Origin of the sequence: Prescottella defluvii (assembly GCF_000738775.1) — a bacterium.
Classification (GTDB): Bacteria; Actinomycetota; Actinomycetes; order Mycobacteriales; family Mycobacteriaceae; genus Prescottella; species Prescottella defluvii.
The window spans coordinates 135857-155013 of sequence record NZ_JPOC01000033.1 but is presented as its reverse complement, the minus strand read 5'-3'; the positions used below and the strand labels follow the sequence as shown (position 1 = coordinate 155013).

At 70.1% G+C, this 19157-nt stretch carries 19 protein-coding genes; 8 read left to right on the top strand and 11 right to left on the bottom strand.

Going from position 1 to position 19157, the window contains the following annotated elements; all coding sequences use genetic code 11:
• Nucleotides 1-142: 142 nt before the first annotated feature.
• The 5 genes from IJ15_RS0113405 to IJ15_RS0113385 form a co-directional block, all read right to left on the bottom strand.
• Nucleotides 143-2536, bottom strand: coding sequence for a lysylphosphatidylglycerol synthase transmembrane domain-containing protein (locus IJ15_RS0113405; protein WP_031938854.1), 2394 nt, complete (start codon nt 2534-2536; stop codon nt 143-145).
• Entirely contained in the window at nt 2526-3833 is a 1308-nt protein-coding gene (locus tag IJ15_RS0113400; protein WP_031938853.1) for a sensor histidine kinase, read from the bottom strand. Before IJ15_RS0113400 ends, IJ15_RS0113405 begins: the two co-directional genes overlap by 11 nt.
• The gene (locus IJ15_RS0113395) at nt 3830-4528 is read right to left on the bottom strand and encodes a response regulator transcription factor (protein WP_031938852.1); all 699 of its coding nucleotides are present in this window, start codon (nt 4526-4528) and stop codon (nt 3830-3832) included. Before IJ15_RS0113395 ends, IJ15_RS0113400 begins: the two co-directional genes overlap by 4 nt.
• A complete protein-coding gene (locus IJ15_RS0113390; protein ID WP_081880725.1) occupies nt 4525-5016 on the bottom strand; it encodes a MarR family winged helix-turn-helix transcriptional regulator in 492 nt (163 codons plus the stop codon). The genes IJ15_RS0113395 and IJ15_RS0113390 overlap by 4 nt, the downstream gene beginning before the upstream one ends.
• 76 nt (nt 5017-5092) lie before the next feature.
• Entirely contained in the window at nt 5093-5950 is an 858-nt protein-coding gene (locus IJ15_RS0113385) for a fumarylacetoacetate hydrolase family protein (protein WP_031938850.1), read from the bottom strand.
• 112 nt (nt 5951-6062) lie between these two features.
• Here IJ15_RS0113385 and IJ15_RS0113380 point away from each other — a divergent pair, with 112 nt between their 5' ends.
• The 3 genes from IJ15_RS0113380 to IJ15_RS0113370 are packed head-to-tail and all read left to right on the top strand — an operon-like array spanning nt 6063 to nt 8049.
• A complete protein-coding gene (locus IJ15_RS0113380) occupies nt 6063-6725 on the top strand; it encodes a GntR family transcriptional regulator (protein WP_031938849.1) in 663 nt (220 codons plus the stop codon).
• On the top strand, nt 6725-7099 hold the full coding sequence (locus IJ15_RS0113375; protein ID WP_197059820.1) for a BlaI/MecI/CopY family transcriptional regulator: 375 nt from the start codon (nt 6725-6727) through the stop codon (nt 7097-7099). The genes IJ15_RS0113380 and IJ15_RS0113375 overlap by 1 nt, the downstream gene beginning before the upstream one ends.
• Entirely contained in the window at nt 7096-8049 is a 954-nt protein-coding gene (locus IJ15_RS0113370; protein ID WP_051918851.1) for a M56 family metallopeptidase, read from the top strand. Before IJ15_RS0113375 ends, IJ15_RS0113370 begins: the two co-directional genes overlap by 4 nt.
• Here the strand turns inward: IJ15_RS0113370 and IJ15_RS0113365 are convergent.
• Complete coding sequence (locus IJ15_RS0113365; protein WP_031938846.1) at nt 8025-8501, bottom strand: hypothetical protein; 477 nt, start codon at nt 8499-8501, stop codon at nt 8025-8027. The genes IJ15_RS0113370 and IJ15_RS0113365 overlap by 25 nt on opposite strands.
• 116 nt (nt 8502-8617) lie before the next feature.
• Here IJ15_RS0113365 and IJ15_RS0113360 point away from each other — a divergent pair, with 116 nt between their 5' ends.
• From IJ15_RS0113360 to IJ15_RS0113345, 4 genes are all read left to right on the top strand, one after another.
• Complete coding sequence (locus tag IJ15_RS0113360) at nt 8618-9349, top strand: DsbA family protein (RefSeq protein ID WP_031938845.1); 732 nt, start codon at nt 8618-8620, stop codon at nt 9347-9349.
• Entirely contained in the window at nt 9346-10251 is a 906-nt protein-coding gene (locus tag IJ15_RS0113355) for a cytochrome c biogenesis CcdA family protein (protein ID WP_031938844.1), read from the top strand. The genes IJ15_RS0113360 and IJ15_RS0113355 overlap by 4 nt, the downstream gene beginning before the upstream one ends.
• 44 nt (nt 10252-10295) lie before the next feature.
• On the top strand, nt 10296-11627 hold the full coding sequence (locus tag IJ15_RS0113350) for a cryptochrome/photolyase family protein (protein ID WP_031938843.1): 1332 nt from the start codon (nt 10296-10298) through the stop codon (nt 11625-11627).
• Nucleotides 11628-11722: 95 nt separating this feature from the next.
• Complete coding sequence (locus IJ15_RS0113345) at nt 11723-12916, top strand: NADH:flavin oxidoreductase (protein WP_031938842.1); 1194 nt, start codon at nt 11723-11725, stop codon at nt 12914-12916.
• A 22-nt stretch (nt 12917-12938) separates the two neighbouring features.
• Here IJ15_RS0113345 and IJ15_RS0113340 read toward each other — a convergent pair whose 3' ends face one another.
• The 4 genes from IJ15_RS0113340 to IJ15_RS0113320 all read right to left on the bottom strand — a co-directional run bounded on the left by IJ15_RS0113340 (nt 12939) and on the right by IJ15_RS0113320 (nt 17579).
• Nucleotides 12939-13778, bottom strand: coding sequence for a hypothetical protein (locus IJ15_RS0113340; protein ID WP_031938841.1), 840 nt, complete (start codon nt 13776-13778; stop codon nt 12939-12941).
• 238 nt (nt 13779-14016) lie between these two features.
• Entirely contained in the window at nt 14017-15930 is a 1914-nt protein-coding gene (locus IJ15_RS0113335; RefSeq protein WP_031938840.1) for a propionyl-CoA synthetase, read from the bottom strand.
• 228 nt (nt 15931-16158) lie between these two features.
• Nucleotides 16159-17163 (bottom strand): NADP-dependent oxidoreductase, encoded by a 1005-nt coding sequence (locus IJ15_RS0113325; protein WP_031938839.1) that lies wholly within the window; start codon nt 17161-17163, stop codon nt 16159-16161.
• Nucleotides 17164-17192: 29 nt separating this feature from the next.
• Complete coding sequence (locus tag IJ15_RS0113320) at nt 17193-17579, bottom strand: DUF1304 domain-containing protein (protein ID WP_031938838.1); 387 nt, start codon at nt 17577-17579, stop codon at nt 17193-17195.
• Between the two features lie 78 nt (nt 17580-17657).
• Here IJ15_RS0113320 and IJ15_RS0113315 point away from each other — a divergent pair, with 78 nt between their 5' ends.
• Nucleotides 17658-18266, top strand: a complete 609-nt coding sequence (locus IJ15_RS0113315; RefSeq protein WP_031938837.1) for a TetR/AcrR family transcriptional regulator — start codon at nt 17658-17660, stop codon at nt 18264-18266.
• 4 nt (nt 18267-18270) lie between these two features.
• On the opposite strand, the gene IJ15_RS0113310 is transcribed toward IJ15_RS0113315, so the two are convergent.
• Entirely contained in the window at nt 18271-19119 is an 849-nt protein-coding gene (locus tag IJ15_RS0113310) for an SAM-dependent methyltransferase (RefSeq protein WP_081880724.1), read from the bottom strand.
• Nucleotides 19120-19157 lie beyond the last annotated feature (38 nt).

The window sequence follows — 19157 nt, the reverse complement described above, 5'->3', positions numbered from 1 at the left end:
TCGGTGGTCGGCCGGGGAGCGTGGCTGTGCCCCCACGGTTCTGGACGTGTGTATATCACTTTCGTTATCGGGTCTACGTCACGATTTGCTACGGGTTGCCCGAAAGTTCCCCCGACGTTCCTGAATTATCGGACACAAACCATCAGACCATGTCGTTTTTCTGCAACCAACGCAGAGTCGGCCAGCCACAGAAGACCGGCAGCCAACACGTCAGGACTCGGTACAACAGTACGGACGGTACCGCGATCCCCACCGGCAGCCCGAACGCGGTGAGACCACCGATGAGCGCGGCCTCGACCGCGCCGACACCGCCCGGCGTCGGCGCGGCCGACGCGAGGGTGCCGCCGATCATCGTGACGATCGTGACGGTGACGAACGTGGTGCCACCGCCGAACGCCTCGACGCTGGCCCACAGGGCGAGAGCGGCCCCGAGGGTGGTGCCCGCACTGCCGAGCACGATCAGCAGGAATCGGCCCGGGCTGCGGGCCAGTTCCGCCAGCGACCCCAATACCTCGGTGAGCTGGGGGCGGACCTCGTCGTTGAGCCAGCGCCGCGCCTTCGGGATGAACATGAACGTGCCGACCGCGCCGAGGGCGATGCCCGCGATGAGATACAGCGTCGTGCCCCGGGGGACGAAGTGCGACAGGTCGGCGTCGCGGCCGGCCACCACACTGAAGAAGATCAGCAGTGCGACGTGGGTGACCACCTGCACCGTCTGCTGCAGGGCCACCGCCGCGGTGGCCCGGACCGTGCCGAGACCGCCCTTCTGCAGGAAACGCACGCTCAGTGCGAGGCCGCCGACGCCGGCCGGGGTGGTGGTGGCGGCGAACGTGTTCGCGACCTGCATGATCAGCAGGTGCCGGTAGCGCACCAGTTCGGAGGCACACGCCCACAGTGCTGCCGCCGCCCCGACATAGGTGAGGGCCGACACCACCAGCCCGCCCAGCGCCCACCACCAGTTCGCCGTCTGTAGTTCGGTGAGGAACGTCGGCACCTGGCTGATGAACGGGTAGGCGACGTAGACCAGGCCGATCAGCAGCACCAACTGGATGATCTGGTTCCGGGTGAATCGGGTGACCTGTTCGGGGGCGATCTTCTCGATGTCGGTCTGCCGACCCACCTCGTCGCGGATCGCCGACAGCATCGCCGCCGAGTCGGGGACGGGTTTGCGCAGCCGCGACGGCATCGCCGACTTGGTGAGCCGGCCGGACGCGGCGAGGATCCGGTCGCGGCCCTGCGCCTCCAGCGCGGCCCGGACGGCCGGTTCCACGCCGAACAATGCTGCCGTGGTCAGCAGCAGCTGCGCGGTGTCGGAGAGGATCTGCGCCTCGGTCGGCCCGAGTTCGGCATACGAGAACCCGTCGAACAGGGCCCGGCCGTCGTCGATTCGGATCTCGCTCGCCCTCAGGTCCCCGTGGGTGATCTGGCGGGTGTGGAGCTCGCCGAGCGATCGCCACGTCATTGCGAGCAGGGCGTCGCGGGGTTGCGGGTGATCGGTCGCCAGCGTCGCGACGGGCACGCCGTGCGAGGCGGGATGCGCGTACAGCTTCCAGCCACGCTCCAGGGCGGACACCGCGATCGGTTTGGTCGCCGCGAGATCCGCATCGGCGACCGCGATCGACATCAGGGCGCGATGCTCGACGGCCCTCGCGAGCGACGCGTGCACGGGCGCGCTCTCGCTGCTGCGCAACGCCAGCCACTGCGACACCTGACGGATGGCGCCGCGGCTGCGCTGATTCTGTCCGTACAGTTCGACGATCAGTTCCGGTTGCCCGTCGTCGCGTGCGGCGCCGAGGACCAGCGGGCCGCTGCCCGCCGGTGAGATCACCCGGAACGCGGTGATGCGGTGACCGAGCCGCTGCAGCGACTCGACGGCCGACTCGAGCGGCACCTCCAGTGCCGGTGTGCCGACCACCAGGACGATGACGGCGCCCACCAGGTAGCCGACCGCGAGCCCCAGCATCGACCGGGCGGGGACGATGGAACTGACGATCAGGTGGATCGGCGCGAACGCCAGCAGCAGCGCCCACCACAGGCGGCGCCAGCGCTTGGGCAGCCACGGTCCCGACACCGTCAGGACGGCCGCGAGCATCGCGATCCAGCGGGGGTCGTCGAGGAACTGGGACAGGAACGTGTCGACGCGGTCCGAGACGTCGAGGTGCCACTGCGGCGCGGCCAGGCCAGTTCCGGTGAAGGACAGGGCGACGCCGGCGATCAGCCCCGCAGCGGCGTAGCCGGCCAGCAGCTTCCAGCGGCGCCCGATGATCAGCTGGATGAGGATCGCGAACGGCAGCGCGAGGATCGCCACCCCGTACAGGAGGTAGACGGTGTCCGAGACCCCCGGCGACAGGATGCCGACGATGTCGGACACCGACGTCTCGAGCGCGTCCCACTCGCTGCGGGTGATCACCGAACCGGCGATGACCGCGCCGAGCAGGATCACCGCGACGACCACCCGCAGGATGTCGCTGGTGCGCCGGACCAACGGCTGCAGCAGACTGCCGGCGACCGGGATGTCGCGTCCGTCAACCCGCAAGGGACACCACCAGTCGCGCGCCACCGAGTGGGCTGTCCTCGAAGTGTGCCCGGCCACCGTGGAGGTGGGCCTGCTGAGCGATCAACGCGAGACCCAGTCCGGACCCGCCCTTCGCGGCGCCGCTGCCGCGACGGAAGCGTTCGAACACCTCGGTTCGTTCCTCCTCGGGAAGGCCGGTGCCGTCGTCGTCGACGGTGACGGTCACGGTGCCCGGCGCGCCGCGGGTCGCGCGGATTGCCACGTGCCGCGCGCCACCGTGACGGACGGCGTTGGCGATGGCGTTGTCGAGTGCCAACCGCAGCCCCGCCGGCAGCCCGCGCAGTACGAGCCCGGGGGGTGCGTCCACGGTCACCGCGACGCCGGGGTGCTGACGTCGGGCGTCCTCGGCGGCGAGGTCGCACAACTCCGTCAGATCCGTGTCGACGTGGTCCTTCTCGCTGGACAGTTCGCCCGACGCGAGCCGCTCGAGTGCGGTGAGGGTGGCCTCGACGCGCCCCTGCGTGCGGATGAGGTCGCCGAGGATCTCGGCGCGCTGGGCGTCGGACAGGTCGAGGGTGTCGAGCACCTCGAGGTCGGTCCGCATCGCGGTGAGCGGGGTCCGCAGTTCGTGCGCGGAGGCGGCGGCGAAGTCGCGTGCGGTGTCGAGGGCGGCGGCGGTGCGGGACTGCGCGTCGGTGACGTCCTGCAGCATTGCGCCGGCGGCGGCGGCGAGTTCGTCGGCCTCGCGGACCCCGGAGGCGGCGGTCGCGAGGTTGCGGTCGCGGCGACTGACCCGGTGGGTCAGTTCGACCAGGGGCCGCACCGCCCGCCCGCCGAAGATCCAGCCGAGTCCACCCGCGGCGACGATCGCGAGCACGCTCACGAGCACGACTTGCTGCTGCTGGTCGGTGGTCGGGTCCTTCGCCTCGGCGAGCGGGACGGCCACCGACAGCAGCGCAGCGGAGTCGGGGCCGAGCGGTGCGGTGAAGGCCCGGAACGGGGTGCCGTCGACGTCGACGGTGTGCGATCCCGGTTCGAGCACGGGAAGACGGCTCGACGTGCTGGAGACGACCTTGTCGCCCACCCGGATGGTGACGGAGAATGCGCCGCCGTCGCCGAGGATGTTGAGGAACGGTGCGGCGGCCGGCGCATTGACGACCAGCACCCGGGACGCGGTCTCGAGCCGCCGATCCAGTTGCTGCAGATTGTTCCGGGCGATCGCGAGCGCGAGGAAGACGCCGACGGCGGAGACGATGATGACGGCGCCCAGTGCCGTCGCCATCGCGACGCGCGCGCGCAGTGAATGCGCGCGACTCACGCCGGTTCCCGGAGAACGAATCCCACGCCGCGCACCGTGTGCAGCAGTCGCGGTGTGCCGTCGGCCTCGAGCTTGCGCCGCAGGTAGCCGACGAAGACGTCGACCACGTTGGTGTCGGCGACGAAGTCGTAGCCCCACACCAGGTCCAGGAGCCGCTCCCGGCCGAGCACCACCCCGGCGTTGCGGGCCAACACCTCCAGCAGTTCGAATTCGCGTTTGGTCAACGGAATCTCGTTGTCGCCGAGCCATACTCGACGGCCGGCGAGGTCGATCGACAGCGGGCCGACGGTCAACGGTGGCTCGGTGACGGGGCCGACGGCCGTCGAACGGCGCCGCAGCATCGCGCGGATCCGGGCCACGAGTTCGGCCAGGACGAACGGCTTGACGAGATAGTCGTCGGCGCCGGATTCGAGGCCGGCGATGCGCTCGTCGACCGAACTGCGGGCGCTGAGGACGCAGATGGGGATGTCGTTGCCCATGCCGCGCAGCGCGGTGACCACGCCGGTGCCGTCGAGGACCGGCATGTTCATGTCGAGCACCAGGGCGTCGGGTTCGACGTCGGCGATCACGCGCAGCGCGATCGCGCCGTCGGCGGCGGTGAGGACGGTGAACCCGGACAACCGCAGCCCACGCTCGAGCGAGGCGAGAACGTCCGGGTCGTCGTCCACGACCAGGACTGTTGCGGGGGTGCTCACGTGAGCATTGTGCCCGGTCGCGCGGAACCGGGGCCCGGAAGCGGGGCTGCCGGGTGTGGCGTCGCGGCGCGGCGGATGAAGATGTCGGCCACGGACACGAAGGCGTCGAGGTCGTGCGCGGGAATGCCCTCGAGCAGCGCTTCCGCGGTGAGGCGGCGCAGTTCGCGGATGCGTTCGGCCACGGCGCGTCCCTCACCGGTGAGCGTGACGATGTGGGCGCGTCGATCGCTCGGGTGCGGTTCGCGGGTCAGGTGGCCGGAGCTCTCGAGGGCATCGACCAGTGCCGTCACCTGGCGGGTGCTGCACCGCAGCGCAGTCGCGAGGTCGCGCTGCGTCATAGGGGGGTGCTCGTAGATGCAGAAGAGCGCTCGCGTGCGCGCGGTGGTCAGCCCGAACTGCCGCGCGCCGTCCTCCATCGATGCCGACAGGTGATCGGCCAGGACGAACGCGCGGTCGATCGCGTCGTGGCGGGCGGGCGTCTCTGTCACGGGATGTGACGTTAGTTCATTGTGAATCCTGTTCACCAGTTCGGCGGAGCCGCCCGGCCCGACGCGGGGGCACCGGTCAGCCGGCGACGCAGCGCTGCACCAGGGCGCCGATGCCCTCGATCCGAGTGGTGACGACGTTGCCGGGGGCCAGGAACCGCTGCGGACTGCGCCCCACCCCCACACCGGCCGGTGTGCCGGTGAACACGATGTCACCGGGACGCAGCGTGCACACCGCGGACAGGTGTGCGATCAGGTCGGCGACCGGGAACATCATCTGCGACGTGCGGCCCGACTGGACCGTCTCGCCGTCGATCGCGCACTCGATGGCGAGGTCGTCCGGGTCGGCGAACTCGTCCGGGGTGACCAGCCACGGTCCGGTCGGCCCGAAACCGGGGTGCGACTTGGCCAGCGAGAACTGCGGTGCGGGACCCGCCATCTGGGAGGTCCGTTCCGAGAAGTCCTGTCCGACAGTGAGTCCGGCGACATGCTTCCACGCGTCGGCGGCCGTCACGGCGGTTGCCTCGCGGCCGATGACGGCGACGAGTTCCACCTCCCAGTCGACGGTGTCGGTGGGCAGGCGCAGATCCGTCTCGGGTCCGGTGAGACAACTCGCGAACTTGGTGAAGGTGGGCGGTGCGTCGGGTGCGTCGAGTCCCGTCTCCGCCGCGTGGTCGCGGTAGTTGAGCCCGATCGCGAACACCTGACTCGGCGCGGGTGAAGGGGCGCCGAGGTCGCGGACGTCGAATCCGTCGCCGGAGGTGGGATCCGCGCCGGAGGTGGGATTCGCGGCGGCCGCCCACGCGGTGAAGGCCGGCCACTCGGCGTAGACGCCGGGCAGGTCGGGTCCGAAGCGTCCCGCGCTGGCGGTGTGGACGTCGACTGCTCGATGCCCGTCGGTGAGAACTGCTCGTCCGGAGAGGTTGGCGATGCGCACGGTCGTCACGTCCTGTCGGTGGTGGGTGACGACCAGTACATCCGAGAAGTGTCGGAAAGGCAATATAATTTCGAAACTTGACTGGCGATCCGCATCACCCTGTACTTGCGGCATGGCACGAGAGAGCGGAACCCGCGCTGACGAGATCCACGCGCGGCTGCGGGCCGACATCCTCGGCGGGGCACTCGCACCGGGGGAGAAGCTCGCGTTCGGCCGGTTGCAGGAACGCTACGGCGTGAGCACCGGTGTCCTGCGGGAAGTCCTGCCCCGGCTCGTCGAACAGGGGCTCGCGGTCTCCGAGGCGCAACTCGGCTTCCGGGTGGTGCCGGTGTCCGTCCCGGACCTGTCGGAGCTCACCGAGACCCGCGTGTTCATCGAATCCGAGGCGCTGCGGCAGTCGATCGCGCACGGCGACATCGAGTGGGAGTCGGCGGTGCTCGCGGCACGGCACACCCTGGCGCGGACGCCGGCCGTCGACGCGGACGGCCGCGTCACCGAGGCGTGGCTGTCCGCGCACGGCAACTTCCACGGCACACTCCTGCGGGCCTGCCCCAACGGCCGACTGGTCCGCATCGCCGAATCGCTGCGCGACGTCTCGGAGGTGTACCGCTGCTGGAGTGTCCGCGGCGCGGAGTCCGGCCGGCGCGACGTCGGCGCCGAGCACGACCGGATCGCCGCGGCCGCCGTCGACCGGGACGCCGACCGCGCAGTCCACGAACTGCGCCGGCACATCGAATTGACGACCGCCCTGCTGATCGCCGGGGTGGACGCGTGATCGGACTCGGTGAGCTCGAGACCGCCGTGATGGACGTGTTGTGGAGCGTGGACGAAGCGGTGCGGGTACGGGACGTGATGGATCGACTGCGGTCGCCGCGTCCGCTCGCGTACACCACCGTGATGACGGTGCTCGACAACCTGCACACCAAGGGCATGGTGTCGCGGGAGCGGATCGGACGGGCCTATCGGTACCGCGCCGCGCGCAGCAGGGAGGAGACCGCCGCCGATCTGGTTCGGCAGGTGCTCCGGTCCAGCGGCGACGCCGAACAGGTCATGTTGCACTTCGCGAACTCCGCATCGGAGGACGAGTCGAGGATCCTCCGTCGCGCCGCCCGCCGAACGCAGACGCGCCGACCGGGTGATGCCGGATGATCGCCGCGGTCGGTCTGGCCGTGGCCGCGGCGGTCCTCGGGTTCGCGGCGCCGCGCTGGCTCTCCCTGCTCGCCGCACCCCACCGGCACCCACGGGTGGCCCTCGCGGCCTGGCTGTCGTCGCAGGTGCTGTTCGTCGCGGTGGTGGCGGCCGTGCCGCTCGTCCTGTGGATGAGGCCGGGGGACCGGTGGCACCTGCTGCCGGCGTCGACGCTGTCGTGCGTCAACTCCCTGCGCCGGAACGGTACCGTCCCTTGGTTTTCCGCGGTCGAGGCGACGTTCTGGGCCGTCGGCCTGCTCGTGCTCGGACGGATCGTCGTGGTCGTCTCACGGGCGCTGCTCCGTCATCGCCGGGTCACCGCGGAGCACGCGTCGGTGCTGCGCCTGGTGGGGCGTCCCACCGGGGCCGACGGCGGCGACGTCTTTCACCTCGCCGGGCACGGCGGCGCCGCGTACAGCATCGGCGGCCGCACCCCGGCGATCGTGCTCGGATCGGGTGCGATCGCACTCGAACCGTCGGCCCGGGCGGCGGTCCTCGCTCACGAGCGCGCCCACCTGACCGGGCGTCACCACCTGCTGGTGGCGTGGGCCGGCGCGTTGCACGCCGCCGTCCCGGTGCTCCCACTGGCGCGGGTGGGGGCGACGTGGATCCGGGTGCTGGTGGAATTGTCGGCGGACCGGCACGCCGCCGCGTCGTGCGGTTCGGGGGCGGTGTGCGCCGCGCTGGAGAGTTGGCCCGGTGAGGCGCGGGATGCCCGGCCGGCGGCGATGTCGGCCGCGGGTTTCGTCGAGGACCGGGTGGTGTGGCTGTCGGGATCGCGCGCGTCGCGTCGGGGCGCGCAGGCGCTGCACTATCCGCTCGCGCTCACCCTGTCGGCGCTGCCGGTGCTGACGGTGTTCTCCGGCGTCGTCGCGGCGTTCGCGGCCTACTGCGCGATGCTCGGGGCCTGAACCGTTTCGGGCCGCTCGGCGGGGACGGCGCAGTCCGGCCCGCACAGGCTCTGACGGCGGCGCAGCACCACGGCCACCGTCAGCACGGCGAGCGAGACCACCGCGAGCACCGGTTGCAGCGGTGCCCAGAACCCCAGGGCGCCGCTGGTGCCGATCGCGAGCAGGACGATCTTGTTGCAGACCGGGCAGCCGACGGCGAACACCGCGAGCATCACGCCGGCCATCGCGCCGGTCGGACGGGTCTGCCGGGCGCCGGGCCGGATCCCGAACCACAGGGCGGTCAGCACGACGGTGGCGGCGAGCACCGGGTACTCCCACCAGCGCACCGGCACCTCGCGCCCGAAGAACGGGGTGTCGATGATGTCGGTCGGTACACCCACCACGAACAGGGTCACCGCACCGGCTGCGAGTGCTCGTAGCAAATGGATTCCGCTGCTGGAAGTTTCGGCCACGGTGCTCGGTATCCCTTCGTCGGCGGACGCCCTGAACTACTAAGCAAGATAGTAGTTGCATGTAGTATCCCCGACAGTAGTCATGGGTGAGATGTGGGCGAACGGACGGAGGACGGATGGCGTCGCGGAGCAAGCTGCTCGGGATCAGGCGGGACGTGTGGCTGCTCGGGGTCCTCGGCGTCGTCGCGCTGCTGCTGGTGGGATTCCTCGTGGTCGATCGGGTACGCGACTCGGACGAGGCGTCGGCGCCGGTGGCCGCCGCCGAGGACGACCTCGCGACCGGAATCGGGCCGGTCGGCGACCTGTCGCGCCGGGTGGACGGCGATCCGCTGGCTCGCGGACCGGTCGACGCCCCGGTGGTGCTGGTCGTGTACTCGGACTACCGCTGCCCGTTCTGCGCGAAGTTCAGCCGGGACACCGAACCCGCGCTCGTCGACAAGTACGTCGAGGCGGGAAAACTGCGGATCGAATGGCGTGACCTGCCGATCTTCGGCGAGGAGTCGATGATCGCCGCCCGCGCCGGCCGAGCCGCCGCCGCGCAGGGCCGGTTCTGGGAGTTCAACTCGGCGCTCTACGCCGCCGCACCCGATCGCGGACACCCGACCTTCGACCAGGCCGCTCTCCGCGGATTCGCGGAACAGGCGGGTGTACCCGACCTGGACCGCTTCGTGGGTGACGCCGCGGACACCTCGCTGGACCGTGAGATCGGCTCGGACGTCCTGGAGGCCAACATGATCGGGGTGGCCAGCACTCCGTCGTTCATCGTCAACGGGTATCCGGTGCTCGGCGCCCAACCGCTGTCGGTCTTCGAGCAGTTGATCGAGAAGACCGGTGGGCAGTTGCCGTGACCGACATCGGACTGCTCGGTGCGCTGCTGGGCGGCCTGCTCGCGCTGGTCAGTCCCTGCTCGGCGTTGCTGCTGCCGTCCTTCTTCGCGTACGCCTTCGACGGTGTCGGACGCCTCGCCGCCCGGACCGCGGTGTTCTACGTCGGCCTGGCGGCGGTGCTGGTACCGCTCGGCGCCGGTCTGGGGGCGATGGGATCGTTGCTGACCCGGCACCGCGAGACGGTCACGACGGTCAGCGGCCTGGTGTTGGTAGTGCTCGGCGTCATGACGGTGTTCGGTCGGGGATTCGCGTTCGCGCCCGCGCAACGCGCGGCCGGGTCGGTCCGCATCTCCGGAACCGTGTCGGTGCTCGCACTCGGCGCGGTGTACGGCTTCGCCGGGTTCTGCTCGGGCCCCCTGCTCGGCAGCGTCCTCACGATCGCGGTGGCCGGGGGCGGCGCCGGCTACGGCGGTCTGCTGATGGCGGTCTACGCGCTGGGGATGACCGTCCCGCTGTTCGTGCTGGCGTTGCTGTGGGACCGCTTCGACCTGGGGCGGCGTCCGTGGTTGCGGGGCCGGCCGATCACGCTCGGGCCGGTGCGCACGCACACCACGTCGCTGGTGTCCGGACTGCTGTTCGTGGCGCTCGGGATCCTCTTTCTCGTCACCGACGGCACCGCGAACCTCGGGTCCGTGATGGGCGTCGACGAGCAGTTCTCGCTTCAGGTGACGCTGAGCGAGTGGGCCCGGACGGTGTCCGACACCGGCATCCTGCTGGCGGTCGTGCTGGCGCTGTTCGCGGTGGTGGCGGTGCGGGTGGTGCGTCGGCGCCGGGCCGAGGCCGAGTCGGAGGCCGAAGCTGCGGCTGGGTCCGAGGGCGTGGCCGCCAGGTCCTCGGAGCCGGATTCGGTTCGCGACCGCTGAACTACCGTGGGGTGCACGCACGCATCACCGACGGAGAGGACGACGTGACCGAATCGCTCGTGTGGTTTCGGCGCGATCTGCGCCTGGCGGACCTACCGACGCTGACGGCGGCGGGGGAGCGGCCACTGGGGGTGTTCGTGCTCGACGACCGGTTGCTCGGCCCGTCCGGCGGTCCCCGCCGGGACTTCCTGTACCGCAGCCTCACCGCGCTCGACGAGCAGATGGGCGGACGCCTATTGGTGATGCGCGGCGATCCCGCCGAGGTGATTCCACGCGTCGCGAAAGCAGTTGGTGCGCAAGAGGTGCACGTCAGCGCGGACTACGGGCCGTACGGCCGGGAGCGGGACGCTGCGGTCGCCGAGCAGGTCGGGCTGGTGGCCACGGGATCGCCGTACGCGATCGCGCCCGGCCGGGTGACCAAGGACGACGGGAGCCCCTACAAGGTCTTCACGCCGTGGTTCAAGCGGTGGCTCGACCACGGCTGGCGCGCGCCTGCGTCGACCGGCGCGGACACCGCCGTGTGGACCGATCCCGACGACGTCGACGGGCTGCGCGGGCGTGTCGCGATACCGGCGCCGTCGGGGCCGGGGCTCGCGGCCGGCGAGCTCGCGGCGATGGCCCGGTGGCGCGAGTTCTGCGACGACGACCTGATCCGCTACGACGACGAACGCGACCGCCCGGACCTCGACACCACGAGTCGGATGTCGGTGTACGTCAAGTTCGGCAACATCCACCCGCGCACCATGCTCGCGGACCTGGCCCGCCGGCGCAGTCACGGCGCCGAGCAGTATCGGCGGCAGTTGGCGTGGCGGGACTTCTACGCGGACATCCTGTTCCAGCGCCCCGACAGTGCGCGAGGCAACTACGACGGCAAGTTCGACGCGATCCGCCACGACACCGGCGCGGAGGCCGACGCCCTGTTCGCGGCGTGGTGCGCGGGCCGCACCGGTTTCCCGATCGTCGACGCCGGGATGCGCCAGTTGGCGGCCGAGGGGTGGATGCACAACCGGGTGCGGATGATCGTCGCGTCGTTCCTGGTCAAGGATCTGCACCTGCCGTGGTGGCGTGGGGCGCGGTACTTCATGGATCGGCTGGTGGACGGCGACCTCGCGTCGAACCAGCACGGCTGGCAGTGGACCGCCGGATCCGGCACCGATGCGGCCCCGTACTTCCGGGTGTTCAACCCGATCAGTCAGGGCGAGAAGTTCGATCCGACCGGTGACTACGTGCGGCGGTGGGTGCCGGAACTGCGGGGCGTCGACGGCAAGGCGGTGCACGCGCTGAAGGCCGGCCGGCCGGATGGCTACCCCGGCCCGGTCGTCGACCACGCCGAGGAACGGCGCGAGGCGCTGGCGCGGTACGGCGAGTTGCGCTGACGAACCCAGGGGCATCCCACTGGTTGGACACCCCCACTTTCGAGACCGCTGGCATCGGTATAGCCTCGGCGCGTCCCTCGACGGAAGGTTCCGCGGTGTCCCAGATCACTCCCCCCGATGTGTTCGCGCCGGTCAAGCTCGGCCCGGTCACGCTGCGCAATCGCATCATCAAGTCCGCGACGTTCGAGGGGCGGACGCCGAAATCGCTGGTCACCGACGAGTTGATCGACTTCCACCGGCGGCCCGCAGCGGGCGGTGTCGGCATGACCACCGTCGCGTACTGCGCCGTGCAACCGGAGGGGCGCACCGAGCGTGGGCAGCTGTGGATGCGTCCGGAGGTGGTCCCGGGACTGCGCCGGTTGACCGACGCGATCCACGCGGAGGGCGCCGCGGCGTCCGCGCAGATCGGGCATGCCGGTCCGGTCGCGAACGAGAAGTCCAACGGACTTCGTGCGCTGGCACCGTCGAAGCTGTTCAGCCCGCTCAGCATGAAGCCGATCGATGCGGCGACACCCGCCGACATCGCCCGGATCACCCAGGCCCACGCCGACGCGGCCCGGACCGCGATCGAGGGCGGATTCGACGCCGTCGAGATCCACTTCGGGCACAACTACTTCGCGAGTTCGTTCCTGAGCCCCAAGCTGAACCGCCGCAAGGACAACTACGGCGGATCGCTCGAGAACCGGGCGCGGATCGTGCGCGAGACGGCGCGGGCCGTCCGTGAGGCCGTCGGCGACCGGATCGCGATCCTCGCCAAGCTCAACATGGACGACGGCGTGCCAGGCGGCTTCTGGGTGGACGAGGCGATCCAGGTCGCCCGGTGGCTCGAGGCCGACGGCAGTCTCGACGCACTCGAGTTGACGATGGGCAGTTCGCTGCTCAACCCGATGTACCTGTTCAAGGGCGACGCCCCGGTCCGTGACTTCGCGAACGCGATGCCGCAACCGGTCAAGCTGGGTGTGCAGATGGTGGGGAAGGCCTTCATCAAGGCGTACCCGTACGAGCCATTGTTCATGCTCGAGCAGGCACGCCAGATCCGGGCTGCGGTGACGATGCCGCTGGTGCTCCTCGGCGGCGTCACCGACCGCGCCGGCATGGATCAGGCGATGGCGGAGGGGTTCGAGTTCGTCGCGATGGCGCGCGCCCTGCTGCGGGAGCCGGACCTGGTCAACCGCATTCAGGCGGAGTCGGGCACCCGGTCCCTGTGCATCCACTGCAACAAGTGCATGCCGACGATCTTCTCGGGCGCACGCTGCGTCCTGGTCGACCCGGAACCGGCCCACCGCTAGCGCGGCCGGGCCGGCCGGGCCGTCAGATGCACGCCCACGCGTACTCGACGGCCGCCCGCACGTCGGCGGCCCACTCGCTCCACACCGACTCGTGGGTCAGCAGGTCGGCCACCGAGCACAGCGCGTCCGTGGACTCGCGCACGATCTCGAGCACCAGGTGGAACTGGTAGCCGCCGACGGTGGCCAGGTGCTGGTAGTCGGTCGGGTGCGGCGAGGCCAGCAGCGCGTCCACGTTCAACGGTCCGCCGTCGCGTGCGGTGGCGGCGCCGAGACCGACGAGGTCGATCAGCGCGGCCACGGGCTCGTGCGGCGCGGGCAGCGGAATCCTGTCGGGTTCCGTCGCGGCGGGATCCGCGGAGACGAACGCGGCCGGGAGGTCGAGGTCGAGGTTGTCGGACGCTGCCGCGGCGGCGAGTCGGCCGCGCGCGCGTGCCGATGCGGCCGCGAGTTGCCCCGCGACCCGGTCGCCCGCGGGCGATTCCAGCGCGGCCAGGATGCGCAGTCGGTCCGCTGCGGACCCGAGCAGTGTCCACACCGTCGTCGCGCGTCCGGCCTCGAGGGGGACGACGGCGTCGAGCAGCGTGTTCAGGATCTCGTCGTACTGGGCGATCGCCGCGACGAGGCGCAGGCCCGGTCCGGCGGCCCACTCGGGGTCGGTGGACCGCTCCTTGCGCTCCGATTCGCGGAGCGCGTTCAGGTCGTGTTCCAGGCATGCCTGGACCGTGGTGACGAACTCACGGATGAGGGCGGCCTGGTTCGACAACTCGACGCCCTCGGGATCGTGCAGGAAGTGGCGGCGCGGGCTGTTCGCGACGAGATCGCGCAGGATGGCGTGGACGGACGGCGTGGCGATTGCGGACAATTCTCCCCCTCGGGCAAATGCGAATCGGTGGCGTCGGAATCGAGGGTCGGGTGAAACCCTGTTCGTGAATATACCGTGATCATACCGTGATCGTCAACCCTCGCACTGGTCCTGACCTGCAGGTTTGGGTTCTTTAACTTATATGTCGTTTGGTTGATTTGGTTCGAATAATCCTATTTGGCCGAAATGAGAAAAGGCTCCGCACCGTGTGGTGCGGAGCCTTTCCTGTGGGTGGGTGTCAGCCGCGTAGCAGCTTCTCGAGGTCCTCGATCACCGACGGATCCTCGATGGTCGACGGGACCGTGTACTCGACGTTGTCGGCGATCTGACGCATCGTCTTGCGCAGGATCTTGCCGGAGCGGGTCTTGGGCAGCGCCTGCACGACGGTGACGTCGCGGAAGGTGGCGACGGCGCCGATCTGCTCGCGCACCATCGCGACCAGTTCCTTGCGCAGCACCTCCTCGTCCATCTCGGCACCTGCCTTGAGGACCACGTAGCCGCTGGGGCGCTGGCCCTTGAGTTCGTCGTGGATACCGATCACCGCGCACTCGGCGACCGCCGGGTGCGCCGCGACCACGGCCTCCATGCTGCCCGTCGAAAGGCGGTGCCCGGCAACATTGATGACGTCGTCACTGCGGCCGAGGACGAAGACGTAGCCGTCCTCGTCGATGTAGCCGGAGTCGCCGGTGAGGTAGTAGCCGTCGAACGTCGACAGGTACGACTTCACGTAGCGATCCTCGTCGCGCCACAGCCCGGCCAGGGTACCGGGAGGCAGCGGCAACGCGATCACGATGTTGCCCTCGGTGCCGGCCTCGACCGGGGTGCCCTCGCCGTCGACGATGCCCACCCGGTAGCCGGGGACCGGGACGGTGGGGGAGCCGGCCTTGATCGGCATCGGTTCCAGCCCACGCATGTTCGCGCAGATCGCCCAGCCGGTCTCGGTCTGCCACCAATGGTCGATCACCGGGACGCCGAGCTTCTCGGTGGCCCACACGTACGTGTCGGGGTCGAGGCGCTCACCGGCTGCGAACAGCGTCGTCATCGACGAGATGTCGTACTTGGCGAGTTCGGTCGCCTCCGGGTCGGCCTTGCGGATGGCGCGGATCGCCGTCGGCGCAGTGAACAGTGCGGAGACGTTGTGCTCCTGGATGATTCGCCAGAATGCACCGGCGTCCGGGGTGCCCACCGGCTTGCCCTCGTACATCACCGTCGTCGCACCCGCGAGCAGTGGCGCGTACACGATGTAGGAGTGCCCCACGACCCAGCCGACGTCGGACGCGGTCCACATGACCTGGCCGGGGCCGATGTCGTAGATGTTGCGCATCGACCACGTGAGCGCGACGGCGTGACCACCGTTGTCGCGGACGACGCCCTTGGGCTTTCCTGTGGTGCCGGAGGTGTACAGGATGTACAGCGGATCGGTGGCCGCGACGGAAACCGGGTCGGCATCGCTTGCGTCCGAGGTCAATTCGTCCCAGTCGAACCAGGCGGCTCCGCGGTCGCGGTAGTCGGCGGCCGACCCGGGAATGGTTTCCCGGTTCTTGACGATGACGGTGTGCGGCGGGTGCGCCGACATGCCCAGCGCCTGATCGACCATCGGCAGGTACTCGATGGTCCGGCCGGGCTCGAGACCGCCGGACGCGGTGACCAGCACGACGGGCTGGGCGTCGTCGATGCGGGTGGCGAGCTCCTTGGCCGCGAAGCCGCCGAACACCACCGAGTGCACGGCACCGATCCGCGCGCATGCGAGCATCGCGATCGCGGCCTCGGGGATCATCGGCATGTAGATCACGACGCGGTCGCCGGCGACCACACCCTGCTCGGACAGCACACCCGCGAACCGGGCGACCTCCGCCAGCAGTTCGGCGTACGTGTACGTGCGCTGCGCCGGGACCATCGCCGAGTCCCAGATCAGCGCGGCCTGGTCGCCCCGGCCGTCGCGCACGTGCCGGTCGAGCGCGTTGAAACACGTGTTGAGGGTGCCGTCGGGGAACCAGCGGTAGGAGGGCGCGTCGGTGTCGTCGAGGGCACGGGTCGGTACGGCGTCCCACTCGACGGCCTCGGCGGCGGTGAGCCAGAACTTCTCCGGCTGCTCCACACTGGCGCGGAAGGCTTCGGCGTACGCGCCTGCTGCGTGCTCGGCTGAGCTCATCGATTCGTGTCCTCTCGGTAACTGACCACGCATCTGTGATGCACACAACACAGTATTCGACCGGTGGTCGTTCGGCGCGCCCCGCGGTGCCGATGGGAATCGGCGAGCGCCGGGCGGTGTCGAACGGTCGGTGAACGGCACGGATCGGCCTGAGCGCCCACTCCCGGGCCGAGCGGGCGGGAAGCCGCGTCGAGCCCGAAGGAATGGGCACTCAGGCCGAACTCGGCGTCAGATCTTCACGAGCATCTTCCCGACGTTGGCGCCGTGCATGAGTTGGAGGAAGGCGTCGACCGAGTTGTCGATGCCGTCGACGACGGTCTCGTCGAACACCACGTCGCCGGCCGCCAGCCAGGGGCCCATCTTGGCGGCGAACTCGGGGAAGAAGTGGGTGTAGTTGCCGAGGGTGAAGCCCTGCAGTGTCAGGCCCCGGACGATGATGTTGGCCATGTTGTCGGGGCCGGGGGTGCGCTCGGTCGCGTTGTAGGCGGAGATGGCCCCGCACAGCGCGGCCCGGCCGCCGTTGCGCATCACGTCGAGGGCTGCCTCGAGGTGGTCGCCGCCGACGTTGTCGAAGTACACGTCGATGCCGTCGCCGGCGATCTCCCGCAACTGTTCCCGCACGGGCGCCTGCTTGTAGTCGAACGCCGCACTGTAGCCGTAGCGGTCGGTGAGCAGTGCCACCTTCTCGGCGGTGCCCGCGGAACCGATGATCCGGGAGGCCCCTTCGAGCCGGGCGATCTGTCCGGCGGCGGTGCCCACGGCGCCGGCGGCACCGGAGATGAAGACGGACTCGCCCGGCTTCAGGTGGGCGATGTGCATCAGCCCGACGTACGCGGTCAGTCCGGTGAGCCCGAGGATGCCGAGGTACGCGGAGATCGGCACTCCCGGAATGTCCTCCACGACACGGAAACCCGTGGCGTCACCCTGTGCGACGTCGCGCCAGCCGAGGTCGTGCACGACGACGGCGCCGACGGGGTGGGCGGGTGATGTGGATTCGACGATCCGGCCCACCGCGCCACCGGTCATGGTCTCGCCCAGCGCGAACGGCGGAATGTAGGACTTCACGTCGTTCATCCGGCCCCGCATGTACGGGTCGACGGAGAGGAATTCGTTGGCCACCCGTACCTGGTTGGGGGCGAGGTCGGGTAGGTCGACGGAGACGGTCCGGAAGTTGTCGGGCGTGGGCCATCCCACCGGGCGGGCGATGAGCTGGATCTGGGTGCTGGTCGACATGGGTGTGTCCCTTCGGTGGTGTGCGGGGTTCAGAGGATCAGTCCGAGCGCGAGGAGAACGACGGTGAGGAGGGGGAGCGTGCCCTGGGTGATTGCCGCCTTGGCCTTGTCCGGCGACGACAGCAGCAGTACGAGCGCCGCGAGGAGCATGGATCCGGTTCCGGCGAACGCCAGTGCCGAGCCCACCGCGGTCGCGCCGATCAGCACGCCGCCGATGCCGACGGCTGTGACGATCGCCAGGAAGAGGTTGTAGAAGCCCTGGTTGAAGGCGAGTTCCTTGGTCGCGGCGGCCTCCTCGGCGCTGGTGCCGAAGGTCGCGCGGGTGCGCGGGGCGGTCCAGCGGAGGGACTCGAGGACGAAGATGTAGACGTGCAACGCGGCGGCGAGCGCGGCGAGGATCAGTCCCGCGACGACCATGGGCACTCCTCCTTTTTTGAACTGATCGTTTCAATATATACTGTAATGGTCGTTGCACAACCGGAAGTGAGGGTCGTCATGCCGCGAACACAGGAGTTCGACACCGACGCCGTGGTCGGCCATGCTCGGGACCTCTTCTGGGACACGGGCTTCGAGGCCACGTCCATCCCTGACCTCGAGCGGGCCACGGGATTGAACCGGTCGAGCCTGTACAACGCCTTCGGCAGCAAGCGCGGCCTGTTCGACGCCGCCGTGCAGGACTACCTGGACCGCGTCGTGCGCCCGCGCCTGCGCATCCTCACCGACGAGCCCACCGCGCCCGATGCCGCGGCCCGCTACTACCGCAGCGTCGTCGAGGCCATCGAATCCCTGCCCGACGACTACCCGGGCCGTGGCTGTCTGCTGCTCAACAGTGCTGCCGGCTTCGCGTCGCACGACGACGCCCAGCGGGCGGTCGTCGACGCCTACCGATCGGAGTTGGCCGCGGCCCTGGCCCACGCGCTGCGTGCCCTCGACCCCGACACCCCGGCCGATCGGATCGTCCATCGCACCCGTCTCCTGACGTCGCTGTCGATCAGTGCGCTCCTGCTCTCCCGCGTCAACCGGGACGAGGCTGCGGCGCTTGCGCGAACCGCGCTGGACCAGTTGGCGGAGTGGTCCGCGGCGCGCGGCCGGCCGATCTCTTAGGTCGTCACGCCCTGGTGGCCGAGACCATCCAACGGTCTCCCGGGCGGTTCCGGTGCAGGTGGTCGACGTCGGGGAGGGTGCGTCCGTACTCGACGGCGAGGTCGGCGGTGGGAAAGGCCCGCGCCCGCCAGCCGTACTGGTCGAACCACGCGACGGGGTCGTCCGGGCCGTTGGAGCGCAGCAACTCCAGCCACTCCTCGCGGCTGAGGGGGCTGTCCTGGAAGATCGGCGCATCGTCCATCACGGCCGTGGCGTCGACGGTGGTGACGGTGGCGCCCAGGGTGCTGCCGGGGGCCGACAGCTCGCCGACGTGGGTCATCAGGGCGTCGACGTCCTCGGGTGTGAGGTACATCAGCAGTCCCTCGAGCACCCACACGGTCGGGACGTCGTCACGGAATCCGGCGTCGTGCAGGGCGGTGGGCCAGTCCTCGCGCAGGTCCACCGGCATCGGCACCCGGGTGGCGTCCGCGGCCGGTGCGGCATCTGCCACCACCGACGCCTTGAAGTCGAGCATGTCCGCGGTGTCGAGTTCGTACACCGTCACCGGCGCCGGCCAGTGCAGCCGGAACGCCCGGGTGTCCAACCCGGCGCCGAGAAACACCAGTTGACCGCAGCCTCCGGCGACTGACTCGAGCACGAAGTCGTCGAGGAATTTCGTCCGCGCGGCCATCCAGGTGGTGAGTTCCTCGCGACCGGCCTCGGCGAGTACCTCGGCAGGGGGACTCCAGCCCGATGCGCGGACGAAGGCCCCGGCCCACGGATCGTCGAAGAGTCGATCCTCGCGCCGGCTCTCCAGGGCGCGTGCCGCCGCGACGAACACCGCCGTCGCGCCGACCCCTCGAGGTTGATTCATGGTGGCCCCTTCCTCGTCCCCCGTGTCGTGGTCCCGAG

Excerpts from the sequence above, each read along its gene's own strand:
- IJ15_RS0113380 (WP_031938849.1), top strand. The coding sequence starts at position 6,063 with ATGGCACGAGAGAGCGGAACCCGCGCTGACGAGATCCACGCGCGGCTG.
- IJ15_RS0113370 (WP_051918851.1), top strand. The coding sequence starts at position 7,096 with ATGATCGCCGCGGTCGGTCTGGCCGTGGCCGCGGCGGTCCTCGGGTTC.
- IJ15_RS0113360 (WP_031938845.1), top strand. The coding sequence starts at position 8,618 with ATGGCGTCGCGGAGCAAGCTGCTCGGGATCAGGCGGGACGTGTGGCTG.
- IJ15_RS0113335 (WP_031938840.1), bottom strand. The coding sequence starts at position 15,930 with ATGAGCTCAGCCGAGCACGCAGCAGGCGCGTACGCCGAAGCCTTCCGC.
- IJ15_RS0113325 (WP_031938839.1), bottom strand. The coding sequence starts at position 17,163 with ATGTCGACCAGCACCCAGATCCAGCTCATCGCCCGCCCGGTGGGATGG.
- IJ15_RS0113320 (WP_031938838.1), bottom strand. The coding sequence starts at position 17,579 with ATGGTCGTCGCGGGACTGATCCTCGCCGCGCTCGCCGCCGCGTTGCAC.
- IJ15_RS0113315 (WP_031938837.1), top strand. The coding sequence starts at position 17,658 with ATGCCGCGAACACAGGAGTTCGACACCGACGCCGTGGTCGGCCATGCT.
- IJ15_RS0113310 (WP_081880724.1), bottom strand. The coding sequence starts at position 19,119 with ATGAATCAACCTCGAGGGGTCGGCGCGACGGCGGTGTTCGTCGCGGCG.